We start from the raw sequence: 24,376 nt of genomic DNA on the forward strand, positions 1-24,376 counted from the left end.
TCTACTTTCAAACAAGTGAAAATTTCCTGAATCACCAAATGTGCCTATGATATTTTTCTATTCATTTCAAGTGCACTTCCTTGCGGTCATATTTAATACTACGCTCTTTTTCCAACTCTTTTTATCTTCTTTTAAAAGAATGTTTATAAATTAGGATAATTGTCTGATCATTGGACCATTGCCCCAACCACACAGCCTTCTTTCTGTATCAAAAGCACGTTTTCAGCAAAAAAAAGCCCCTTCTTATCCATTTTGATAAGAAAGGACTTTCTACGATCGTTCAATTCAAAAAGATCAGCCTTACGTACAGAGTTGCGCATACCTAGACAGGCTCGCGGGAAACGGCTCTTACATCAAACTCTTCAATTCGACATCTGGATACTTATCTGCGAACCAACGCATCGCAAATTGATTCTCAAACAAGAACAATGGCTGGTCGAAACGGTCTCTCGCTAAAATGTTACGACTGGAGCTCATACGCTCATCCAAGTCTTTCGGATCGATCCAACGGGCGATCTTGTGGCCCATTGGGGTCATGATGACTTCCGCATTGTACTCATTCATCATGCGATATTGGAAAACTTCAAATTGCAGTTGCCCGACAGCACCGATGATATACTCATCACTAAGATACGTCTTGTACAACTGGATAGCCCCTTCTTGGACCAACTGATAGATTCCTTTATGGAAAGATTTTTGCTTCATCACATTTTTCGCAGTAACTTTCATAAAGAGTTCCGGAGTAAACGATGGCAGCTCTTCGTAAGCAACTTTTAGTTTTCCTTCATAGATCGTGTCACCGATTTGATAATTCCCCGTGTCATAGACACCAATAATATCTCCGGCGACAGCTTCTTCAATATTTTCACGGGTATCAGCCATAAATTGAGTCACATTGCTGAGTTTCATTTTTTTGCCAGTACGTTCTAAAGTAACGTCCATGCCTCGTTCAAAGGTTCCTGAACAAATGCGGACAAAGGCGATCCGGTCACGATGGGCAGGATTCATGTTTGCTTGGATCTTGAATACAAACCCAGACATTTCTGGTTCATAAGGACTGACTTCCTCACCAGCTAGTGTTTTATGTCCGTAAGGTGCTGGTGCAAAAGTCAAGAAGGTTTCTAAAAAGGTCTGTACGCCAAAATTTGTGAGAGCAGAACCAAAGAATACAGGGGTTTGATCGCCCCGAGCGATTTTTTCTGTATCAAAGGCGTCGCCAGCTTCTTGCAGCAATTCCACTTCTTCTAAAACTTGTTGGAACAGCCCATCTTCGGCAAATGGATGATCTGCTGGGAATTGACCATTTTCATCTAGGGCAACTAAACGTTCCCCACCGTGATTGTCAGGACGGTAAAATTCGACCCGTTGGTTGTGGATATCATACAGTCCTTCCAAGCCTTTCCCCATGCCGATCGGCCAATTCATTGGAAATGATTCGATCTCTAAAAGATCTTCTAGTTCTTCTAATAATTCTAATGGTTCGCGGCCATCACGGTCGAGTTTATTGATAAAAGTAAAAATCGGAATACCACGTTTTTTAACGACCTGGAAGAGTTTTTTCGTTTGTGCTTCGATCCCTTTTGCGCTATCGATCACCATGACAGCACTATCCACCGCCATCAAGGTACGGTAGGTATCTTCAGAAAAGTCCTCATGCCCAGGGGTATCTAAAATATTGACCCGTTTGCCTTGGTAATCAAACTGCATAACGGAACTGGTAACGGAGATCCCCCGTTGTTTTTCGATTTCCATCCAGTCGGACTTTGCGAAATTACCAGTCTTTTTCCCTTTGACCGTACCAGCTTGGCGAATCGCGCCACCGAATAATAATAATTGTTCTGTAATGGTTGTTTTCCCCGCATCCGGATGGGAAATAATCGCAAAGGTACGGCGACTATCGACTTGTTGTTTTAATTTTGGATTATCCATTGATTCTATTGCTCCATTTCTTGTATTTACAATGCGAACAGTGTCTATTTTAGACTGTCGCTAGTTTTCTGACCAAATCAGTATATCATGGATAAGGGTGATAAAAAAGCAAAAAAAGACAAGAAACCCCTTTGACTACTCTCTTTTAGAGAGTTAGGCAAAGGGCGCTCCTTCCATTTTGATAGAAATAAATTAAAATGCTGGCAATAAGGTATCGCTATGCTCGCTTTCTAAAAACTCACGAACTTTATCGCTAGTCATGGCACGGCGCAATACAGCGATTTTTTCAGAATCTTGATTGTCTTCTCGAGCAACCAATGAGATAGCAAAGCGATCATCGATGGTCTTTTCTAAGAAAAGGGCATCTGCTGGTTTCAAACCGATTTTCGCGATATAGGTTGGGTAATTGTATACCAAAGATACGTTTGGTTCATCATAGGCTTCCGCAAGATTCAGTAAATCGACAGATAACCACTCAAAATTTTTCGGATTTTCGGTAACGTCTTTAAGTGTTCCATTGACACCAACGCCTTCTTTAAGGGTGATCAATCCTTCTTCTGCTAAAATCGCTAATGCTCGACCTTCATTGGACACATCATTTGGCAATGCGACTTTCGTTCCTTCTGGAATATCATTGATATTCGTATACTCTTTGGAATAAAAACCGACTTTTGCGTTGTAGATTTTATCTAGTGCCACTAGGTTTGCATCTTTTTCTTCATTATACATTTGCATATATGGTTCATGTTGCGCAAAGTTAGCATCGACCTCGTCATTATTCAGCAACTCATTGTACTGGATATTGTCATTGACTTGGACCAATTGGATTTCCCAGCCATCTTCCACTGCTTCAGCTGCAACCTTTACGACATCGGTCATTGGCGTCGTTTGCGAAGCGACCTTGATGATTTTCTCTTCGCTCGCTTCATCAGAACCTGTACCGCAAGCCCCCAATACACCTAATGCCAATACACTCAATCCTAAAACAAATCCTTTTTTCACTTTCATTCCTCCTATTTTCGTTTATCAAGTTTTCTTGCTGCTTGATTGCCAATCCCTTGCAGGATAAAGACCAAAAGAATCATGATGATAATTGCAAAATACATCACGCCATACTCATAACGCTGGTACCCATAACGGATCGCAAAATCGCCGATACCGCCGCCACCAACGATCCCCATCACCGTCGAATAAGAAACCATGCTGACTGCTGTCGTCGTTAAAGATAAAATCAAGCCGCTTCTAGCTTCCACTAGTAAAAACGACCAAACATACTGCCATTGACTGACACCAAGAGATTTCGCCAAATAAGAAACTTCTTCTGGAACATCCAACAGCACTTGCTCCGTCAAACGAGCAAAAATACTCATAGCAACGATGCTCAAAGGAAAACTGGCGGGAATCGGTCCAAATGAGCTGCCTAAAAGCATCCGCGTCAACGGGATCAACGCTACAACAAATAATAAAAAAGGAAACGAGCGGATGATCGTCACAATGAGATTCAAACACTCATAAAGAAATGAGATTTTTTTCCCTCGGCTGCGACTGAGAAAAAGCCAGACACCTAACGGTAGACCTAAGACAATGGCTGCGAGCATCGAAATGCCCATCATGATCGCTGTTTCTTTCAAAGATTGCAGCAATTCAGGCAGATAATACAAAATACTCTCACTGATCGTCATGCAGCAGACTCCTCTCCACTTTGTTCACATAAGAGCTTTCAATGCGGACGATTGGTTGTGGCTGATTGGCAAACTCCGCCTCAAAGACGGCGTCCTCCAATACAAACACACGTTGACAAATTTGTCGGACGGCCGATAGCTCATGACTGACAAAGACGACAGCTGGTTGAAACGTCTGTTGAACTTTTTGCAGCAAAGCAAGAACATCGGCTTTCGTATCTTCGTCCAGCGCACTAGTGGGCTCGTCACACAGCAAGATTTTTGGCTCACGGATCAAAGCCCGTGCAATAGCCACTCGTTGTTTCTCTCCGCCGCTTAACTTGGCCGGATAGATGTGGGCCTTATCTTCCATGCCAACAAACGAAAGCATCTCAAGTACCATATCTGCTGACTTTCCCATTAACTTCAAGGGCAAATAGACATTTTCGAAAACGGTTCGATTGTGTAACAGATTGTAATTTTGAAAAATCATGCCGATTTCTTGTTGTGCACGTAGCAGATGCTTTTTATTCGATGTATCGATTTTTTTGCCATCAAAAAGTAATTCCCCGCTGTCTGGGGTTTCAATCAAGTTTAAAAGCCGCAACAACGTCGATTTTCCTGAGCCGCTTTTGCCGACGACCCCAACGATTTCTCCTGCCTGAACAGAAAAAGACAAACCATCGAGAACCTTTCGATCGTAACGCTTTGTGAGATTGATCGCTTCTAACATCTTTTTCCTCCTAATCAAACAGCAATGCTAAAAATTCAGAAGCGGTCATCTGATGGATAAACTGATCGATGGCGATTCCCTCTAGCAAGCGGCTAATGGTGCTTTTTTCAAAATCAATACCTTGCAACATCGCTTCAAGTTCACTGATCTCTTTTTGTCCAAAAAAATCACCGGTAATTTGAATCGCTGCAATCTTGCCTTTGTTGACAGTAAAATCGACTTCAACAATCCCAACCTGCTCAAACCGCTTTCTTTTTTGCCATTCGAAAGCAGGCGCTTCATTAAAAATCCACTCATTATTGGCATATCGTTCTTCAAACAGTGTTTGGATCGCTTGTCGATCGGTTTCCGTTAAGACGATCTCTTGCTCACTGATTTCATCAATCGATTCTACTTCATAGATTCGGCAAAGCAGTGTATCTCGAAATTCCTTGGTATCCATTGATTGGTATTGCTCTGCCAAAAAGGGCTTGATATTCGTCACACTTTTCCGAACTGATTTCGTTGCTTTAGAAGCAATTTTTTCTTGGGCAACATGTAGAACTTTCGTCAATTCTTCTAGATCCACATCATACATCAATGTGCCATGGGAATACGTCCGGCCTTTTTTTGTATACATCGCATTGCCAGAAAACTTTTTCCCATCAATGAACAGATCATTACGGCCATGTACTTCAACATCCTTGGCTCCCATTGCCGCTAAGCCTTTCATGATAGGTTGTGTTGCACTTTGATAGTCACCAAAGCTCGTGGCATCTTTTTTGGTGACAAAACTAAAACTCATATTGCCTAGATCGTCATAAACCGCTCCACCACCAGACGTTCTGCGAGTCAAAACGATCTTACGGCTTCTTAGATAGTCAAAATCAATCTCTTGATACGCATTTTGATTTCTGCCGATTATAACACATGGTTTTTGTATGTATAACAGAAGACAAGGCTCCGAAACATCTACGTTATTCATCAAATACTCTTCAGTCGCCAAATTGTAACGGATATCTTCACTAAGCATACGGTAAAATTTCATTTCAAGCCCCTCATTCTCATTATATTTCTATGGATATTCTCGCTTTTCTTACGGAAAATTGCAATCAAACTGCTTAACGATAAGATACACGTGTTTTTTTATCTGTTTTTAAACTGTATTATTCAATAAATTTATCGTAACCGTTTCTTCCATACAAATCAAGGGGAATACGTAAAAAAACGAACAAAAAAGACCAAAGCAACTGCCTTGGTCTTTCTCATTTCATTTATACGGAACTTTAACGGCGAGGCTCATCTTCCTCAAAATCTTTACGGAAATAGCGCCGCTCTTCCTCTGGTTCCACTTCCCCTTCTTCCGGGTCGTGGAAAATCACCCGGATCTTCAAGACGCGTGATCCTTCCATTTCTTCAGAGATCAGCTTCACATTGTCCACTTCGAAGGATAGTTTTTCTCCTTCATCGGGGATTAATCCTAAAGCAGTGATCAAATATCCTGCCATCGTATCCACATCACTCATATGCAAGCTCATGTTGAAGGCTTCATTAAAATCATCGATCAACATGCGTCCTTGGATGACATATTCTTTATCAGAGATTTTTTCATAAAGCTCTTCGACTTCATCTGATTCATCATCGATCTCGCCGACGATTTCTTCTAGCAAGTCTTCTAGTGTAACCAATCCAACGACGCCGCCATATTCATCAAGCAAAATCGCCATTTGGTTTTGGGTTTTCTTTAATTCATAAAGCAAATCATCGATAAAGACCGTTTCTGGCACAAACAATGGTTCCTGCAGGATTTGTTTGATGTCCATCGTATCAAAGCCGTATTTGTACGCACATTTCAAAAGATTTTTGGTATGTAGAATCCCTACGACTTTGTCTTTATCTTCATTATATACAGGAATACGAGAATAATTTTCTGCTAAAATTTCAGTCAAAATTTCTTCTACTGAGTCATTGATGTCCACCATAAAGGCTGAGGTTCTAGGAACCATGACTTCCCGGGCGACTTTCGTGTCTAATGAAAAGATCCCTTGCAGCATCTCTAATTCATCTTCTTCAAAGACCCCTTCTGTTTCCAACATATACCGCATTTCATCACGGGTCATCTTCGTGTCTTCATCGTCAAATTCCATTGGAGTGATGCGCGCCAATAAACTTGTCGAAGCAGATAAGAACCAGACGAAAGGTTTTGCAATAATCCCGATCGTTCGAATGACACCAGAAGTGAACTGGGCAACTTCTTCTGATTTGTTCATGGCGATCCGTTTTGGATACAACTCACCGAAAACGATCGACACATACGTCAAGATCGCTAAAACAATAATGTTCGCTAAGCTTTTAGCCGCCGTCCCTCCACCTAATAAAGGTGCCAAACGGGTCGACAAGGTATCTGCCAGAGATGCCCCAGATAAAATATTCACCAAGGTAATCCCAACTTGGATCGTTGACAAGAAATTTGTTGGATTATCAATGATTTTCAATAATTTTTGTGATTTGACATTTCCTTCTTCCGCTTTTTGCTCCACACGGTTTTTGTTAACTGAGACAACTGCGATCTCAGAGGCCGCTAGAAAAGCGTTGATCAATGTCAAAACGATCAATAATAAAATTTGCGCTAGAAGCGACTGACTCTCGGGGTCAGCATTCATAATAGCATTCTCTCCTTATTTTTTCATTTTCTAAAAAAAATCGTGGGCTTAGCCCACGATAAAATCCTATCACAAAGTTTTTTTCTTTGCAATAAAAAACACCAGTCATTGATTATTCGATCAACCGTTCCTGATTTTTCTTAATTTTGTCGTCTTTGATCAGGCGAACAATAAAGACGACGATCGTTCGGCAAATCGCATAAAATGGCACACCTAGGAAAATCCCCAGCAAGCCAGCTAGATTTCCAGCAACTAATAAGACCAAAATGATCGTTAACGGATGGATCGCCAATGATTTTCCGATTACATTCGGGTAAATAACATTTCCGTCTAATTGTTGGACGACCAGAACCACGATACAGCATAATAATGCGCGAAATGGTTCATCAAAGACCGTCACTAACACCGCCGGAATCAAACCAAGATATGGGCCTAAATAAGGGATCAAGTTTGTGACGCCTGCAATTACCCCAAAAAGAAAGGCATAGTTAACGCCGATCATCCAGTAACCAATAAACGTGAAGGTAGCGACAAAAATACATTCGATCGCTTGCCCACTAATGTAATTGGATAATGTCTTGTTTAAGTCACCTAGCAACCCAACAATCTGATCTCGTCTTCTTTCTGGAAAGACAGTTTTCAGATTAGGAACTAGCTTTTCTCCATCCTTCAACATGTAAAAAAGGATGAATGGTACTGTAACGATGATCATCGTCGCGGAAGCAATCGTACTGACGATCGATCCTAAGCTAGTGGATAACCCACTAAGAAACTGCTGCAGCAAAGAACCATAAGAAAGATTTAGGTTTTCTAACTGCTGCGCGATATCGATTTGTTTGAAAAATGGATCATCTGCGATTCTTGAGATCCAACTTTCCATATTTTTGGCAAATGTTGGAATATTTTCCGCCAATGAAGTAATCTGACTCACTAGATTAGGAATAACGCTGACGAAAATCAAGATGATTGCTGCTACTAATAACAACAGAACCAATATGACTGCAAACAGTCGTTTTATTTTTGTGGTTTTCATCAAAAATAAGACGATTGGATTTAGCAGGTAATACAGAAAGCCAGCAATCAATACTGGTGCAAATAAAGTAGAAAAAAACGTGCCGATCGGTGCAAATAGAAAATTGACTTTACTTAACACAAACACGAGTGTCACTAAAACCAATGCTTCCAATGACCAAAAGAACAGTTTTGATTGTTTGAATTTGTCGAACAAAAGATTCCCTCCCTTTTTTATAACATTATAGATGATTTTGAAAAAAAAAGCTTGCGACTTTAGCCGCAAACAAAAAAAATTTGTAAAAAAAGTGGTATACTATTAAAAATAACGGAGAAATCTTAGCTGAGGTGAGTTTTTTATGCATATTGCACAAACAAAAGATACGCTGAGTGACATTTATTTGGCGTCATTGAAAATACGAAATCAAGTATTCGTGAAAGAGCAAGGTGTTCCATTAGCATTGGAAGTAGATGAAAATGAAGCATTGGCAGTCCACTTTGTCTTATATGACGACGATAATGAAGCAGTCGCAACCTTGCGTTTCTTACCTATCTCTGATCATGAAGTGAAGTTGCAGCGAATGGCGGTCCCCGCTGCTCATCGAGGTTCAGGTTATGGCAGACAACTGATCGAAGGTGCGGAAGCCTTCATTCAAAAACAAGGAATCAAAAAAGTCACTTTAGGGGCACAAATAACCGCAAAAGAGTTTTACTTGAAGTTAGGCTATCAGCCTGAAGGCGATGTCTTTTTAGACGCAGATATGCCCCATATCAAAATGAGCAAAACCTTTAACGAGAAGTGATTCCTTAAAATAGCGACCACAAAACAGATCCTTCCTCTGTTTTGTAGTCGCCGTTTTTTATTCCTCTGCTTCAACGATCTCTTCAATCGCTGTCAGCAACGCTTGCGCCACCCTTTGATCATACCCTTCACTTGTAATCATTGCCAAATCATTGTCACTGTTCAAATAGCCTAACTCCAATAATACTGCTGGAAGATATTGTTCTCGCAACACATAATAGTTACCAAAACGAGTGCCGTTGGAACTCAATGCCACCGAAGAACTCAAATTGGCAGTGATCGTTTCTGCCATCTCTTTTGACCCAGTATAGTAATAGTAAGTTGTCAGTCCTTGATTACTGTTTGGTATTTCTGAATTATCGTAATGAATGCTAATAAATAAATCCGGTTCTTCTGAAAGCGAAGCAGCGGTGATATCAGACAGTGAGAGATAACGATCTTCAGTGCGTGTATAACTGACTTGAATACCTGCTTCTGTCAACACTTCGCCGATCGTTTGGACCGTTGTTAGCGTCAAGTCTTTTTCCATGATCGTTTGATCCGTTGACAGTGCCCCAGAATCTTCGCCGCCGTGACCTGCATCAAGGACGACTTTGAAGTTCGATAGATCTTTTGGGATTGCCGAAAGCGCGACTTCTTGAATCGATGCTGATTGTTTTTCAATATAACCAGTTACCCCATCGTCTGTTTGAATTTCAACCATGTCTTCTGTTTGACTGATGAAGGTTGCCCAACTTCCCCGATGGATTTTCCCAATGACTGTCTCTTGACTTGTTGACTGATAAATCGGTACATAATCGTTCTCACTTTCAATCGCTGCATCGTATTCTGAGGGATCTACATAAATTTGAACCATACTGGCAGTCTGAGCGGTCTCTTCAGTTTGAGCGTTAAGCTCAGTTTGAGAAGTACTTTCTTGACTCTCCTCACGAGCGGATTGGTCGTTTCTCAACACAGCAAACCCCGCTGCAAAAAGCAGAATCATGGTGGTCCCGATAACAAGCTTCCCTTTTTTCTTCATGTGCTTCCCCCACTAATTTTCTTGGTCTCTCTATCATGGGACTGTCAGCTTAAACAGAACTTAAAACCTGCTGATTGAAGCATTCCATTAGAAACACAAAAAAACTCCAACCAACTTGGTTGAAGTTTCTTAGGGAAAATGAGCGATTCGACCCATTTTACTTATTTTTGAGACAACTGCTTGTAGCGATCATACCAAATGTCCACATACCCTTGCGAAAAGGGTCCTTTGCCATTATTGATCCAATCTACTAAAATTTTGACATTTTCTTTTAAGATAAAATCAATGTCTTGCGGATATTGCATAATCTTACTGTGCAATTCATACTCATCCACATCTAGTAAACGTTTCTCGCCATCAGGAAATACTTTGATATCAAGGTCATAATCGATATATTTCAATGCCTCTTCATCAAGTAAATACGGTGAAGCAAGATTACAATAATAGGAAACCCCCTTTTCTCGAATCATTGCAATAACATTAAACCAGTATTTTTTATGAAAATATACAATTGCTGGTTCACGGGTAACCCAGCGTCTTCCATCTGATTCGGTCACTAATGTATGATCGTTGACCCCTATCACTGAGAATTCACTGGTCTTTAAGACCATCGTATCCCGCCACGTTCGATGCAAATTGCCGTCATGTTTGTAGCTTTGAATGCTGACAAACTCTCCTTCTTTTGGAACTCGCATAGCAACCCTTCCCTCAGCAAGAAAACTTGCGTTTTGTTTGGGTGTTCATTACACCGACATCGTTAATATTATAGCAATAAAAGAAAGCTTTGCCTAGAAATCTTTATCGAGTTTCTGATATTTCTTTAATTGATCCACCAATTTCTGCTGGGGTTTTGGGAAAACATAGTTTTGAAAGGATTCTTTTGCTGCCCATTCGCTGTCTTGTAACGTGAGCTCTCCACGTTTTCTGCCGTAAAATAAAAGGACGTGCCATTTCAAATGACTAAAGATATGAGTGATCTCGCCAAAATGTCGTTTTTGCCAAACGACAGGCAGATCAGGAAAAATTTCGAGCGCATCATCTTCGGCAATCAAATCCAACTGCAGCTGCTCCTCTTTTGCCCATGTTCGCTGCAGAGCCTCGTACTGTTCTTTCGTCACTTCTACCAAAGGAAAATGCCACATAGAAGCTAATAAGCCTGTTTCAGGTCGCTGCACGAGTAAAAACGAGCCTTGATCTTCGATGGCGCCTGCGATGTAATAGACATCTTTTGGCTTTGCTTTTTTCGATTTCACTGGAAAGTCTGTTTGTCGATTCTCCGCATAAGCAAGACAATACTGACTGATGGGACACTCTTCACATTTCGGTGTAGTGGGTGTACAGATTCGTGAGCCAAGATCCATCAAGGCTTGATTAAACTCACCAGGTTCATCGGGGGAAATGATTGTTCTCATCGCCTCGTCAAATGGTCTTCGGCTGCTGGCTTTCGCAATATCTGCTTCGATACAAAATAACCGACTGACGACCCGCATCACATTTCCATCGATTGCCGGTTCTGGCAAGCCAAAAGCAATACTGCCAATGGCTCCAGCTGTGTAGGGACCAATTCCTTTTAATGAGCGAATCTCTTCAATTGATTGGGGCATTTCTCCGTCGAATTCGGCAACGATTTGCTGTGCAGCAGCCTTAAGGTTACGGGCACGAGAGTAATAACCTAAACCTTCCCAAACCTTTAAAAGCTTTTGTTCTTCGGCTGCCGCCAAGTCTTGGATCGTCGGGAATTGTTCCATAAAACGATAGAAATAGCCAATCACTGTTTCCACTCGTGTTTGTTGAAGCATGATCTCTGAGATCCAGATTGCATACGGATCGTTGGTCGCCCGCCAAGGCAGATTGCGTTTTTCTTTATGATACCAAGTTAAAAATGTTTCTTGGAACGTCTTGATTTTTTCTTCATCCCAAGTTTCCCATTGCTTACTCATCCATTACTTCCTCATCTAAGAATCGTTGTATATCATCGATGGCAAACCCTTTTTGATAAAGGCCTTGCTTGATTTTCATTTTTCGTTTCATCAATGGTAACCGCTGATGCCGCCGCATAAGTCGGGCCCCTTCTCTTTGGAGCGCTTCATTTTCTTGGTCCTCATCTTTTTCCATCGGTAATTCATCCAAAATCATCTGAATGACTCCTTGATGAAAACCTTTTTGCATCAAATGCATTTTTATCTTTTGGATCATTTCTTTATGGCTTTTGTTGTGAAAACGACGCATCGCTTTTTCAGCCGTATGATACCCGACTTCAAACTGCATTTCCTCGGTATACAAAGGCAATACTTCCTGAATCACGGGATCTTTTAATCCTTTTTTTCTCAATTGCTGACTGATGACCACGGGTCCTTTATCACTCATGCGGACTTGGGTGCGAATGTAGCTTTCTCCGTAGTTTTTGTCATCGATCAAATTCAACTCTTTCAGACGTTTAACGACTAAGTCTCGGTCTTGTTTTTCGATTTCTTTGTCTTTCAAATAGGTACGGACTTCCATTTCAGAACGCAGCTGATAGCTGATATAGTTCATGGCTTGCTGCAATCCTAAATCAAACCCCGCACTTTTTTTGATTTCTTTTAATTCTTCTTCACTCAGTTCCTTGCCTTTTAATAGCCGAAAACGGACCAAAAGATCTTCTGAGACCCGCAGCGTTTCACCTTCTGATGTCGCCACTTCATAAAATGGTCCTTTTCCTTTATTGATACGAATAATTGTATTCATCTTCTTCACCTCGCGAACGTACATTCTATTTTACCACAACTACGATGAAATTCCTTCTAATCAAGCTGAAAAAATGTGGTAAAATGAACTGACTATTTTATTTAAGGAGTTCACATGGCAAATACACAAGTCCAGCTTGGACAAAAACTACAACTAACGATCAAACGCTTGGGGATCAACGGAGAAGGCATCGGGTATTACAAAAAGCTGATCATCTTTGTTCCCCGTGTTCTACCGGGGGAACAGGTCATTGCCGAAGTCACCAAAGCCTCTCCCCGCTTTGCTGAAGCTAAGATGACCAAAATCATCAAGCCAAGCAGCGATCGCATCCAACCACCCTGCAAGTTTTACGACCGGTGCGGCGGCTGCCAATTGCAGCACTTAGTCTACGACAAACAATTAGACTTCAAAAAAGACCTATTGAAACAAGCACTTGAAAAATTTAAGCCAAAAGGTTACCAACAGTTTGAACTAAGGGATACTTTAGGCATGGATGTTCCTTGGCATTACCGCAACAAAGCACAATTTCAATTGCGTTACAACAGTCAAACCAAACGAATCGAAGCGGGTTTATACGAAATGGAGTCTCATCGCTTAGTCGCCATTGATGATTGCCTCGTACAAGAACAAGATACGCAAAAAGTGATCAACGGCATCGTCCAATTGTTGAACAAATACCAGATCCCGATTTACGATGAACGAAAAAATAGCGGGATTTTACGAACATTGATGGTTCGCATCGGGATCGCCACTGGCGAAGTCCAAGTTGTTTTCATTACCAATTCTGTCAAACTGCCGCAAAAAAATGCGCTGATTCGCGAGATCAATCAGCGCTTGCCGCAAGTCGTTTCCATCATGCAAAATGTGCAAAACAAAAAAACGTCCGTCGTCATGGGAGAGGAAACGATTCATCTTTGGGGCAAAGAAGCAATCGAAGAACGGTTGAATGAACTGACCTTCGATTTGTCCGCCCGCGCATTCTTCCAGCTGAATCCGCAGCAAACCAGCGTCTTGTATCAAGAAGGGTTAAAAGCCCTTGACTTGAGCAAAAATGAAACAGTTGTTGATGCTTACTGTGGTGTGGGGACGATTGGGTTGAGTGTGGCACCTTATGCCAAAGAAGTCCGCGGCATGGACATTATTCCTCAAGCGATCGAAAATGCCCAAGAAAATGCCCACCGTATTGGTGCCCAAAATACCCATTATGAAACGGGAACTGCTGAGGAGCTCTTACCAAAATGGTTCAATGAAGGCTTCAAACCTGATAGCATCATTGTTGATCCGCCAAGGACAGGCTTGGATGAACGATTATTGCAAGCTTTGCTGAAACAACCACCGAAGAAGATGGTCTATATATCTTGTAATGTTTCCACTTTAGCAAGAGACTTAGTCCAATTAGCCAAAGTGTTTCACGTAGAATATCTGCAATCAGTAGATATGTTTCCACAAACCGCACGCTGCGAAGTGGTGGTAAAATTGACCCGCAAATAAACATTCGCCTGACAAATCATTTTGTGATCTGTCAGGCTATTTTATTGCACCTATCGTTTCAGCGTATTTTCAATGGAAAAATGAATCGGTCTGTATGATGAGAATCTTTGTATCATTATAAGCATCATCAAATCCCCAATCATTAAAGCCGAAGAATCGTTCGATCCCTTGAAAAGTAATGGGTCAAAATGTTTTTTATTATATAATATTTAACACTGCAAGAAAGCAATTCTAAGTACAAAAAAAATCGAGAAACATAGAAAAAAAGCCAGAACTGATTCTTTCAGTTCCAGCTTTTTTATTCAGAAATGTGCAACTGCAAGCTGCTTTTTATTTTGTAATCAAAGCATCTAAACTAGCCACTGCCAGACTCATATTCGCGATTTTATCCAACAAGGCAAAACGGTTGCGGCGAATCTGTTCATCTTCCACCATGACCATTGTTTGATCAAAATAAGCTTCGATCAATGGGCGCAGTGCCACTAAGCTTTGGTAGTTTTCTTCCATCGTTTGATGTGGGAACTTGTTCTCTACTGTTAAGACCGCTTCATACAAGGCAGTTTCAGAGTCGTTTTCAAACAAGGCAGGATCAATTGCTACTTGTTCCAATTCGGCTTTTTTCGCTAAATTGATTACTCGGGTCAAGGCTTCCATCGATGGTTTGAAGTCGGTGTCTTGCAAATGTTCTCTTAACATTTGAGCCGTTTCAAATAGCGTACTGATATCTGCTTGGCGTGCGCCTAAAACAGCTTCAATGACATCATGACGCGTATTTTTGCTGAGTAAGAATTGACGCAGACGGCCTTTCACAAAATCGGTCACTTGTTCTTGACCTGCGGCAAGTTGAATACCAAAAATTTCCGGTTGGGCATTAATAGCTTCACGAATCTCTTCTTGTAACTGAGCAAATGGGAAATACCAGCGTTTTTCAGCTAGGATGCGGATAATTCCGTACGTTTGCCGGCGGAGTGCGTAAGGATCGTTTGAACCACTTGGAACCATATCGACAGCGAAGAACGCAAGCAAGCTGTCCAATTTATCCGCAATGGCTAAAACAGCCCCGATTTTCGATTGCGGCAGTTCACCTTCTGCTGAGATCGGCATGTAGTGTTCACGAATCGCTTGGGCAACTGTTGGTTTTTCTCCTTGTATCAAGGCATACTTTTCCCCCATGATTCCTTGCAATTCAGGGAATTCTCCCACCATATTTGTCACTAAATCAAATTTATAGATTTGAGCTGCCCGTTGGAGATCAGTCAGTTCTTCTTGTGTTAAACCAACAGTATTCCCGATGATTTGTGCAGCTAATCCAACACGCTGCATTTTTTCATACAAACTACCAATTTTTTCGTGGAAGGTGACTTGCTTAAGCTTTTCCACGCAATGGTCGATGGTCAATTTTTTGTCCTCATTATAGAAAAACTCAGCATCTTCTAGACGGGCGGTCAGTACTTTTTGGTTTCCTTTGATGACATTATCAATTTTCACGGCATCCCCGTTGCGGGCAGAGATGAAATGCGGCAGCAATTCTCCATCAAGGGTGCGGACATCGAAGTAGCGTTGATGTTCTTTCATAGAAGTAACTAACACTTCTTCAGGTACAGAAAGATATTTTTCTTCAAAGTCCCCTACAAAAGCTGTTGGGTATTCAACCAGATTTGTCACTTCTTCGAGTAGGTCTTCATCTAAATCGATCCGCCAGTTGTTTTCTTGAGCGATCGCATTGATTTGTGCGGTGATCATTTGTTGACGTTCGCTAGGATCAGCAATGACAAACTGATGCTTCATTTTCTCCAAATAGTCGTCCGCATGATCAAACGTGACTGCCTCACCTAAGAAACGATGACCTTTTGACTCGCGTCCGGTAACAATATCAAGGATTTGGAAAGGAATGACTTGCTCACCAAAGAGTGCGACGATCCAATGAATTGGTCGGATATATTCAAAATCGTAGTCTGCCCAGTGCATCGTTACTGGGAAAGTCAAACTCGTGATTACTTCCTGCAATCCTTTCAATACCTCAACGGTTGGTTGACCTTGGGTATGTTTCGTTACATAGACATACTCAACACCTTTTAATTCACGGAAGGTGATGTCATCAGTTGTCAAGCCTTGCCCCCGAACAAATCCTTGAGCTGCTTTCGACCAATTGCCTGCTTCGTCTAAGGCGATTTTTTTCGCTGGCCCTTTGACCTCTTCTTGTGTATCGGCTTGTTTTTCAGGAAGACCAGTGACATAGACTGCCAAACGACGAGGTGTCGAATAAGCTTCAATCGCTGTATAAGGTAATGCATGAGCATCTAAGAAAGCTGCCGTTTTTTCTTGTAATTGTTTCATACTTGGGGTTACGACATGCGCAGGTAATTCCTCTAAGCCGATTTCTAATAATAGGTTTTGTGCCATCTTATTTTCCCTCCTCAATCAGTTTTTGCGCCACTTCTGGATCAAGCAATGGATAACCGAGGTTTTCCCGTTCTGCTACAAATAGTTTTGCTACTTGACGGGCCATATTACGGATACGTGCGAGGTACCCAGCACGTTCAGTGACGGAGACTGCGCCACGAGCATCCAACAGGTTGAAGGTATGGCTGCATTTTAAGATATAGTCGTAAGCTGGATGAACTAAGCGTTCATCGATACAGCGTTTTGCTTCTTTTTCAAAACGATCGAAGTTCCCTAAAAGCAAGTCTTGGTCACTGACTTCAAAGGAGTATTTTGAATGTTCATACTCAGGTTGGCGGAAAATCTCACCATATTTGACACCTGCAGACCATTCAAGATCGTAGACACTTTCAACTTCTTGAATATAAGATGCTAGACGTTCTAAGCCGTAAGTGATCTCTGATGTCACTGGCTTACACGCTAAGCCACCAACTTGTTGGAAGTAAGTAAACTGGGTGATCTCCATCCCATCTAACCAAACTTCCCAACCAAGACCTGCACAACCCATTGAGGGGTTTTCCCAGTTATCTTCGACGAAACGAATATCATGTTCTAATGGATCGATCCCTAAAAGACGCAAGCTTTCTAAATAAAGCTCTTGGATATTTTCAGGAGAGGGCTTCATCACGACTTGGAACTGGTGGTGCTGATACAAACGATTTGGGTTTTCCCCGTAGCGGCCATCAGCTGGACGGCGAGAAGGTTCTACGTAAGCGGCGTTCCATGGTTCTGGACCGATTGCACGTAAAAATGTGTATGGGCTCATGGTTCCAGCCCCTTTTTCTGTATCATAGGCCTGCATCAGCATACAGCCGTTTTCAGACCAGAATTTTTGCAAAGTCAAAATCATCTCTTGCACAGTTAGTTTACTCATCTTTTTCTTCCTTTCTTATAACGCATTGACGACAGGATAAAACTCGACAACTGATCCGGGGATCAATTTCACTTCGACCACGGCATCTGCTTCTAAAATATCAGATAAGTCGTAAAGCATTTGGTCTGGACTCGTTGTAAATTCATGTAAAAGCTGTTCATCCTTTAAAAGGCGAACCTGCAGTGGAATACTTGCTAATACTTTGAGCTTTTTTTCGGTAAACGCACTTGCTGGAATCGTCATATCAAATAACATAAAAACCCTCCTTTATTTTTGGCTATTCTTAGTGTGAAACATAAAAAAGTCCCTATATCTATACAAAGTGTATAGATATAGGGACGATACATTCGCGGTTCCACCCTACTTCCGACAAGTCGGCAGCTTCATTGATCATGCTCACGGACGCCTGCGAAATAAGGTTCCAACTTGGCTTTCACTCTCCCAAGTTCGCTTCATGGAATGGTCTTCTTTCTTTCTTCCGGTCATAGCACGGATTCGATTACCCTTATGATAGTAGTTGAAGCTAGGGTTTGTCAATGATTAATTTGAACTTTTATCCTTCTGGACCTAAATCCGCCTGATCATGAAAGACGATCTCATCAGCGATTTTCCCATCACTTTCAAAAACAATGATCTCATTCATTCCAGTTTTTAAAAACGGCGCCGGGACGTACAAGCGCTGCTGCGGTCCTTTTTCCCAGAAACGGCCGATCATATGACCATTGACTTGGACAAACCCTTTGCCCCAGCCCGGCAATTCGATAAAGGTATCTGCACATTCATCAAAAACACATTCAAAGCGTGAGAAACTTGGTTGGCCTTTTTGCCATTTCCCTTGGAAATCAATGGCATGCAAATTATCCATCGGCAAGGGATAGATTTCCCAGTTGCTTTGGAATGCGCCATTAATGATCACACCGTCTTTAATGCCTTTGTGCTGATGGTTCATTTTAACGGAATAATTGACCCGCCCCATATTCTCCACCAAGATCCCCAACTCGTTTTCTGATTCTGATAGATCGAAACTATAGGATTGACCGATTTCTCGATCGTAATCGATGCGCAAAAGTTCCTGGTTGATAAACGTATGGGCACGATCCATCGTATTGATCAGACGGTAGTCGGCAATCTTCCGAGCAGGCCCAATCAGTGAGCGATAATAGATATAACCTGTCGCTTGATTGCAGGCTTCCATCGATAAAGGGTAATTCCTTATGATCGGTTGACTGATCGTGTCGATCGTCGAAAACAAGGAGACTCGTTCTTTCACTGAGAATGTTCCATAAGCTTTTCGCTCAAGTTTCATACTCAAGGGAAACTCAGGAATTTCCGCATAGTCAGCGATCACTTTTTTGAAGGCTTGGTATTTGGCAGTAGGTTCTCCCCATTCTGTCAACAAGGCATCATAATCATAGCTAGTGACATCCGGCGCTAAACGCTCGTAATAGTTTGACCCGTTCATAAAGCCAAAATTGGTCCCGCCATGGAACATATAAATATTGACAGAACCTTCTGCCAAGCAATCCTGAAGTTCCTTTACTGCATCAGCCGTTGATGTTGTATGATGATGGTCATCACCCCAAGCATCAAACCAGCCGATCCAAAATTCCATGACCATCAGTGGCCGTTTTTCTCCGTGAAATCTTCGAAGTTTTTCAAAGTTTTCCTTGATGTTGGAGCCGCAGTTGATCGTTGGCAATGCCAAGTCTTTGATACTGCCGTTTTCTAACATATCGTGCCAAGGTCCGTCAGAGGTCACTAACGGCGTTTCTACACCCTGTTGCCGCATCGCAGCCACCATTTTCCGCAAATACTCTTTATCATTGGCGTAGCTGCCGTATTCATTTTCTACTTGCATCATTAAAATCGGACCGCCTTGGGTGATCTGCAGATCCCGCACTTGTGGAAACAAATGGGCGAAATAACGAGTGATTTTTTCCATAAATGGTGGATAATCAAACCGAAGCTTCATCATAGGATCTTGCAATAGCCAATAAGGCAACCCACCAAATTCCCACTCCGCACAAATATAAGGTGCTGGTCGCAAAATCACATAAAGCCCTACTTCTTGTGCCGTTTGGATAAATCGCCGCAAATCAAGGATCCCCTCAAACTGATAGACACCTTCTTGTGCTTCATGGAGATTCCAAGGAACATAGGTTTCCACTGTATTACAGCCCATCAAGCGCAGCTTCTCTAAACGATCTTGCCAATATTCAGGAACGACACGAAAATAGTGGATCGCTCCAGAGATCACTTTAAACGGCTTGTTGTCTAAATAAAAGTCATCTTCAATAGCAAAAGTTCGCATCAGTTACGCTCCTCTTTGACGATATAGGTGGTGTACTGTGCCAGTTTCGTTTCTGAAGAAAGAACCTCACCCGTCAGAAGATCCGTCTTTCCAACAAACATTGCTGGCAACGGTTGTGCTTCTTCGTGGAAATTGATGATAACGAAGAATTTCGCCTCTGCATTTTCACGACAGGCAACTTCTAGTTTTGTTGCTTCCTCGATCACTGGGGTGATATCGTTTTCTTCGACAATCGTTTTGAAAAGCTGATCTTGCAGCTGATCTTCCAACTGTCCACCAAAGTAATAGACGGTGCCATCGCCAAACATATTTTTCGTCACTGCCGGCATTCCTGCATAGAAATTGCTTGTGTAATGCGCTAGCGCTTCGGCGGTTTCTAAATGGATCAAATCGCTGACTAAATTACTGGTTCCTGTCAGTTCTTCATTGACTAAGGAAACGCCGTTTGATTGTTCTGGGGCTAATGCATCGATTTCTTCCACCCAGATGCCAGCTAACTCCCGCAATGGCCCAGGATAGCCCCCTAAGTGAACGTTGTCAGATTGATCAACGATACCGCTCATATACGTGGTAAGTAAAGAACCACCTTGTTTGACGAAATCAGTGAGCCGCTCTTGCATTCCTTCTTTGATCATGTAGAGAACAGGTGCTGCGACTAATTTGTATTTTGATAAGTCAGCATCCACGGGAACCAAGTCGACGGCAATATTTTGTTCATGAAAATAACGATAGTAGCGATGGATCTGTTCTACATACTTCAGATCAACGGTCGGACCACTCGTATATTCTAATGCCCAATAATTGTCCCAATCGAAAATCACGGCAACCTGTGCTTGAGTTTGCGTCCCAATAATGTCTGAAAGCTGCGCTAATTCAGCACCAAGAGCTGCCGTTTCTCGGAAAACTCGCGTGTCTTCATGACCGACATGTTCGATAACAGCTCCATGGAATTTCTCACAAGCACCGATGGAACGTCGCAATTGGAAATATTGGATCGTGTCCGCCCCATGAGCGATCGTTTGGTAGCTTTGCGCCCGCATTTGTCCCGGTTTTTTTAATGAGTTATAGGGTTGCCAGTTTTGTTGAGAGGGTGTTTGTTCCATCAGCATAAAGGGCTGTTGTTTCAAGCCGCGCATTAGATCATGTGTCATGGCTACTAAACTCCATGGCGTATTATACGCTGGATAATTATCCCACGAAATAAGGTCCATTTCCTTCGCCCACTTGAAATAATCCAGTCCTTTAAAGGTTCCCATCAAATTCGTTGTAATCGGTGTCGTGGGATCGATTTTCCGAATAGCGTCCCGCTCCATCATATAGTTTTTTAAAAGGCTATCCGAGTTGAAGCGTCGGTAGTCAATAGAAATTCCTGCAAATGCCGTCTTGTCATAGCCGATTCCTTCTGACAGCGCATTTGGCAGAACGATTTCATCCCATTCATATACAGTATGACCCCAAAATTCCATATTCCAGGCTTTATTCAGTGCTTCGATCGTTTGATATTTATCCTTTAGCCAAACACGAAACGCTTTTTCACAGTTGTCGCAATAACATTCGCCGCCGTATTCATTATTGATGTGCCAACAAGTCACTTGTGGATTTTCGCCGTAACGTTCGGCTAATTTCGTTGCCAGACGTTCTGCGTATTTTTGATAAACCAAACTATTGGGACAGGCATTATGCCGTTGCCCAAACTTATGATGGCGTCCATCATAATCGGTGCGAGCGACTTCCGGATACTTCTTAAACATCCAAGCTGGCAAAGCGGCTGTGGAAGTGGCTAAGACGATGTCGAAGCCTTCCGTACTTAATTTTTCGATGATTTGATCCAATTCCTCAAAATCATAACAATTTTCAGAGGGTTGGATCTTTGCCCATGAAAAAACATTGACGGTCGCGCTATTGATACTTGCTTTTTTAAAGATCCGAATGTCTTCTTCCCAAATCTCTTTCGGCCACTGATTTGGATTATAATCGCCGCCGAATAGAATTCGATCAAAAAATTTTGTCATATAAGTGAACGCTCCTTTAAAATAAAATGATTTCTACTCTCTTATTGTAAGGCTTTTCATTTTGTTGTAGTATAATACATGAAACACTATTTTATAACTTTTCGAAACATGGAGGTTGAACATGCCTATTTATTTTTATCAAACAAACCAGCAGTTGCCTTTGTCGCTTGAAAGTATCGGAAACGATTGGCCACAAGATGACGTTGTTCGTCCCGATGGCTACCCTTACTTTCATTGGCTGCAGACAGAACAAGGAGAAGGTCGCGTCACCTTTGGTCAAGAATCCTTTATTTTACGTCCCAGTGAAGGCATCTTGATTTTCCCTTTCACTCCTCATCGCTACTATCCCTTATCAGATTGGAAAACCTCCTTCGCTACCTTTCAAGGACCTTTGGCAGCTGAGATATTAAAACAATTTACAAGTCAACCTTATCTTTTAGTTGAAGAGTCTAAAACTTTTTCCTATATGACTTGGATCAAACAACGCATTAAAGAAGACCAAAAAATAAGCTGGGATCCGTTACGGGCTTCTAGTGAGTGTTATCGTTTTTTGCTGGCGATCATGCAAGAGCGCTCTGGGAATCCAACCGAAAAACACCCCTTGTTTCAACAATATCTGGTCCCTGTTATACAAGAAATCGAAACCAATTATGATCAGGCGATCACGATCAAAAACTTGGCTGGTTTAGTCTATGTTTCGCCTCAATATCTCTCTCGGTTGTTCCAGCGTTTTTTAGGACAATCCACCGCCCAATACTTATTAAACTATCGCATGACCCGTGCCAAAGAGCTTTTGGTGGCACAGCCGGATCTGCCCATTCAGCAAGCCGCTTTTGCTGTAGGGTTTCAGGATGCGAGTCACTTTACCGCATTATTCAAAAAAAGAGTCGGCTTAACTCCATTGAAGTTTCGCCAACTCTATCATTGATTTTTCGGTTTTAAGACGTCTTGCCATTGCCCCATCTGATCGATAAACTTCTTACTTTTTAAATGAATGCCCACATATTCATCATACAATAGATCGATCACTTGTCGAATCGCTGCTTTCGTTTCTGGCTTTAATTTGATCGAAGCAATCTGCTCGTAGGATATTTGCGAAAATAAGCGAATAAAATGGATCGCACGAGAATCCGCATGATAGCGACGTTCGTCCATCCCCCAGTGTTGTTCGCATAAAATACCGCTAAACTTTGAGGAATAGTCAAACCGACCGTCGGTTTTTCCGCAGATGGCACAATGGGTCCAATTCGGGGTGATCCCGAAACGATGCAAAATCTGGATCTCAAAGATATTGGTGATGATCTCTGCGTCGTTCCCTTGATCCATTAAGTGCAATGCCTCATGTAAAAATTGGTATAGATGTGGGTCATAGACCCGATCATCGATAGCAGAATCAGCCAAATTCAACAAGTAGGTCGCATAACCAGCAATAAAAATATCACTTTGGATCGTACGAAAAGGATGGATGTCTTTGGCATTGTTTAAAAAGGACAAGCCTTCCGTTTTGATGGTTCCCATGTAGGTGGCTTCAGTATAAGAGAGCAACGCTGGTGCCAAGGGATTATTTTTCCGATGAGCACCCTTGACATAAAACATTTGCTTCCCGGCAGATTCCGTAAAGATTTTGACTAGCTTGTCTTTTTCTTTATGGTCCTTTGAAAAAAGCAAAATTCCTTTTGTTTCAACAAGATTCATCGTCGCACCTCATTTCTTGAAAAAAAATGATCCAGTTCGCTAACTGCATCAGTTTTTCCTCTTTAAAGCAGACCGTGATGGATCTGCCTTTCCTTAATACTCATCTTTACGATAGCCGTAATCCGTTAAGAAGGTTTGCTTGTCGCGCCAATCTTTTTGAACTTTCACCCATAATTCCAAGAAGACTTTGTCATCTAGTAAGTGTTCAATATCTAGACGGGCTTTCGTCCCGATCTGCTTCAGCATTTTACCGCCTTTACCGATGATAATGCCTTTTTGGCTGTCACGTTCGACAATGATCGTCGCTTGAATATGCACCTTATCATTATGATCTCGTTTCATGGAGTCAACGACGACCGCTACCGAGTGAGGCACTTCATCTCTGGTCAGCAGCAAGACTTTTTCCCGTACCAACTCGGAAACGATAAAGTATTCCGGATGGTCAGTGATTTGATCTTCTGGGAAATACTGAGGACCTTCAGGCATTTCATCGACCAATAGTTTCATTAGCGTTTCGAAATTATTGCCTTCCGTTGCAGAAATCGGTACGATCTCGGCAAAGTCCATTTGTGAGGAGTAATCTTCAATGATTGCCAATAAAGCATCCGGATGGACTTTATCAATTTTATTGATCACTAGGAAAACCGGCGTCTGGCTTTGACGCAACCGTTCGATGATAAAATCATCACCCTTGCCGCGCTTTTGATCGGCACTGATCATAAATAGTGTCACGTCAACTTCACGAAGTGCGCTATAGGCGGTTTCCACCATAAAATCGCCTAGACGGTGTTTGGGTTTATGGATCCCTGGTGTATCGATAAAGATGAGCTGTGCGTCATCTGTCGTATAGACCCCTTGGATTTTATTACGAGTCGTTTGCGCCTTGTCACTCATGATAGCGATTTTTTGTCCTACAACTCGATTTAGTAGTGTGGATTTCCCAACATTTGGCCGTCCGACGATCGCAACGAAGCCTGATTTGTGTGTTGTCATTGTTGTTCCCCTTTATCTTGTGGTTTTAGTGC

General features: G+C 42.0%; 21 protein-coding genes. 3 read left to right on the forward strand and 18 right to left on the reverse strand.

Translation table 11 applies throughout. The features are described 5' to 3' along the window. Positions 1–348: 348 nt before the first annotated feature. The 7 genes from IGJ01_RS09695 to IGJ01_RS09725 all read right to left on the reverse strand — a co-directional run bounded on the left by IGJ01_RS09695 (position 349) and on the right by IGJ01_RS09725 (position 8,193). A complete protein-coding gene (locus IGJ01_RS09695; RefSeq protein WP_430601009.1) occupies positions 349–1,929 on the reverse strand; it encodes a peptide chain release factor 3 in 1,581 nt (526 codons plus the stop codon). A gap of 192 nt (positions 1,930–2,121) precedes the next feature. Next, positions 2,122–2,937: a MetQ/NlpA family ABC transporter substrate-binding protein gene (locus IGJ01_RS09700; RefSeq protein WP_430601010.1), complete on the reverse strand. Its 816-nt coding sequence runs from the start codon at positions 2,935–2,937 to the stop codon at positions 2,122–2,124. A gap of 5 nt (positions 2,938–2,942) precedes the next feature. After that, positions 2,943–3,611, reverse strand: coding sequence for a methionine ABC transporter permease (locus IGJ01_RS09705; RefSeq protein ID WP_005235530.1), 669 nt, complete (start codon positions 3,609–3,611; stop codon positions 2,943–2,945). Next, on the reverse strand, positions 3,598–4,323 hold the full coding sequence (locus IGJ01_RS09710) for a methionine ABC transporter ATP-binding protein (RefSeq protein ID WP_101699142.1): 726 nt from the start codon (positions 4,321–4,323) through the stop codon (positions 3,598–3,600). The genes IGJ01_RS09705 and IGJ01_RS09710 overlap by 14 nt, the downstream gene beginning before the upstream one ends. A 10-nt stretch (positions 4,324–4,333) precedes the next feature. Then, entirely contained in the window at positions 4,334–5,350 is a 1,017-nt protein-coding gene (locus IGJ01_RS09715; protein ID WP_005235525.1) for a lipoate--protein ligase, read from the reverse strand. 238 nt (positions 5,351–5,588) lie between these two features. Next, the gene (locus tag IGJ01_RS09720) at positions 5,589–6,965 is read right to left on the reverse strand and encodes a hemolysin family protein (RefSeq protein WP_005235523.1); all 1,377 of its coding nucleotides are present in this window, start codon (positions 6,963–6,965) and stop codon (positions 5,589–5,591) included. Positions 6,966–7,077: 112 nt separating this feature from the next. Continuing rightward, a complete protein-coding gene (locus IGJ01_RS09725) occupies positions 7,078–8,193 on the reverse strand; it encodes an AI-2E family transporter (RefSeq protein ID WP_008378242.1) in 1,116 nt (371 codons plus the stop codon). Positions 8,194–8,335: 142 nt separating this feature from the next. Here IGJ01_RS09725 and IGJ01_RS09730 point away from each other — a divergent pair, with 142 nt between their 5' ends. Next, complete coding sequence (locus IGJ01_RS09730; RefSeq protein WP_005235519.1) at positions 8,336–8,779, forward strand: GNAT family N-acetyltransferase; 444 nt, start codon at positions 8,336–8,338, stop codon at positions 8,777–8,779. A 57-nt stretch (positions 8,780–8,836) separates the two neighbouring features. Here the strand turns inward: IGJ01_RS09730 and IGJ01_RS09735 are convergent, their stop codons facing one another. The 4 genes from IGJ01_RS09735 to recX all read right to left on the reverse strand — a co-directional run bounded on the left by IGJ01_RS09735 (position 8,837) and on the right by recX (position 12,526). Further along, complete coding sequence (locus IGJ01_RS09735; protein ID WP_016612206.1) at positions 8,837–9,799, reverse strand: N-acetylmuramoyl-L-alanine amidase; 963 nt, start codon at positions 9,797–9,799, stop codon at positions 8,837–8,839. A 161-nt stretch (positions 9,800–9,960) separates the two neighbouring features. Further along, positions 9,961–10,494, reverse strand: a complete 534-nt coding sequence (gene ntdP, locus IGJ01_RS09740; protein ID WP_005225863.1) for a nucleoside tri-diphosphate phosphatase — start codon at positions 10,492–10,494, stop codon at positions 9,961–9,963. A 93-nt stretch (positions 10,495–10,587) separates the two neighbouring features. Then, positions 10,588–11,739, reverse strand: coding sequence for an A/G-specific adenine glycosylase (gene mutY / locus IGJ01_RS09745; protein WP_016610228.1), 1,152 nt, complete (start codon positions 11,737–11,739; stop codon positions 10,588–10,590). Then, positions 11,732–12,526 (reverse strand): recombination regulator RecX, encoded by a 795-nt coding sequence (recX, locus tag IGJ01_RS09750; protein WP_430601011.1) that lies wholly within the window; start codon positions 12,524–12,526, stop codon positions 11,732–11,734. The genes mutY and recX overlap by 8 nt, the downstream gene beginning before the upstream one ends. A gap of 114 nt (positions 12,527–12,640) precedes the next feature. On the opposite strand from recX, the gene rlmD reads away from it, so the two are divergent. Beyond that, on the forward strand, positions 12,641–14,017 hold the full coding sequence (gene rlmD / locus IGJ01_RS09755) for a 23S rRNA (uracil(1939)-C(5))-methyltransferase RlmD (protein ID WP_008378249.1): 1,377 nt from the start codon (positions 12,641–12,643) through the stop codon (positions 14,015–14,017). Positions 14,018–14,347: 330 nt separating this feature from the next. Here rlmD and glyS read toward each other — a convergent pair whose 3' ends face one another. The 5 genes from glyS to IGJ01_RS09780 all read right to left on the reverse strand — a co-directional run bounded on the left by glyS (position 14,348) and on the right by IGJ01_RS09780 (position 21,656). Further along, entirely contained in the window at positions 14,348–16,420 is a 2,073-nt protein-coding gene (glyS, locus tag IGJ01_RS09760; RefSeq protein ID WP_430601012.1) for a glycine--tRNA ligase subunit beta, read from the reverse strand. Position 16,421: 1 nt separating this feature from the next. Further along, the gene (glyQ, locus tag IGJ01_RS09765) at positions 16,422–17,333 is read right to left on the reverse strand and encodes a glycine--tRNA ligase subunit alpha (RefSeq protein WP_005225852.1); all 912 of its coding nucleotides are present in this window, start codon (positions 17,331–17,333) and stop codon (positions 16,422–16,424) included. Positions 17,334–17,348: 15 nt separating this feature from the next. Then, a complete protein-coding gene (locus tag IGJ01_RS09770) occupies positions 17,349–17,588 on the reverse strand; it encodes a hypothetical protein (protein WP_008378255.1) in 240 nt (79 codons plus the stop codon). 298 nt (positions 17,589–17,886) lie between these two features. Then, positions 17,887–19,644 carry a glycoside hydrolase family 35 protein gene (locus IGJ01_RS09775; protein ID WP_008378257.1) on the reverse strand — a complete coding sequence of 586 codons (1,758 nt, stop codon included), beginning with the start codon at positions 19,642–19,644 and terminating at the stop codon, positions 17,887–17,889. Next, entirely contained in the window at positions 19,644–21,656 is a 2,013-nt protein-coding gene (locus tag IGJ01_RS09780) for a beta-galactosidase (protein WP_430601013.1), read from the reverse strand. The genes IGJ01_RS09775 and IGJ01_RS09780 overlap by 1 nt, the downstream gene beginning before the upstream one ends. Positions 21,657–21,777: 121 nt before the next feature. Here IGJ01_RS09780 and IGJ01_RS09785 point away from each other — a divergent pair, with 121 nt between their 5' ends. Beyond that, complete coding sequence (locus IGJ01_RS09785; protein ID WP_430601014.1) at positions 21,778–22,584, forward strand: AraC family transcriptional regulator; 807 nt, start codon at positions 21,778–21,780, stop codon at positions 22,582–22,584. Here the strand turns inward: IGJ01_RS09785 and recO are convergent. After that, positions 22,578–23,351: a DNA repair protein RecO gene (gene recO, locus IGJ01_RS09790; protein WP_430601015.1), complete on the reverse strand. Its 774-nt coding sequence runs from the start codon at positions 23,349–23,351 to the stop codon at positions 22,578–22,580. The genes IGJ01_RS09785 and recO overlap by 7 nt on opposite strands. Positions 23,352–23,444: 93 nt before the next feature. Beyond that, a complete protein-coding gene (gene era, locus IGJ01_RS09795) occupies positions 23,445–24,344 on the reverse strand; it encodes a GTPase Era (RefSeq protein ID WP_008378264.1) in 900 nt (299 codons plus the stop codon). Positions 24,345–24,376: the final 32 nt, after the last annotated feature.

Origin of the sequence: Enterococcus sp. AZ089 (assembly GCF_050547225.1) — a bacterium.
In the GTDB taxonomy this organism is placed as follows: domain Bacteria; phylum Bacillota; class Bacilli; order Lactobacillales; family Enterococcaceae; genus Enterococcus_D; species Enterococcus_D entomosocium.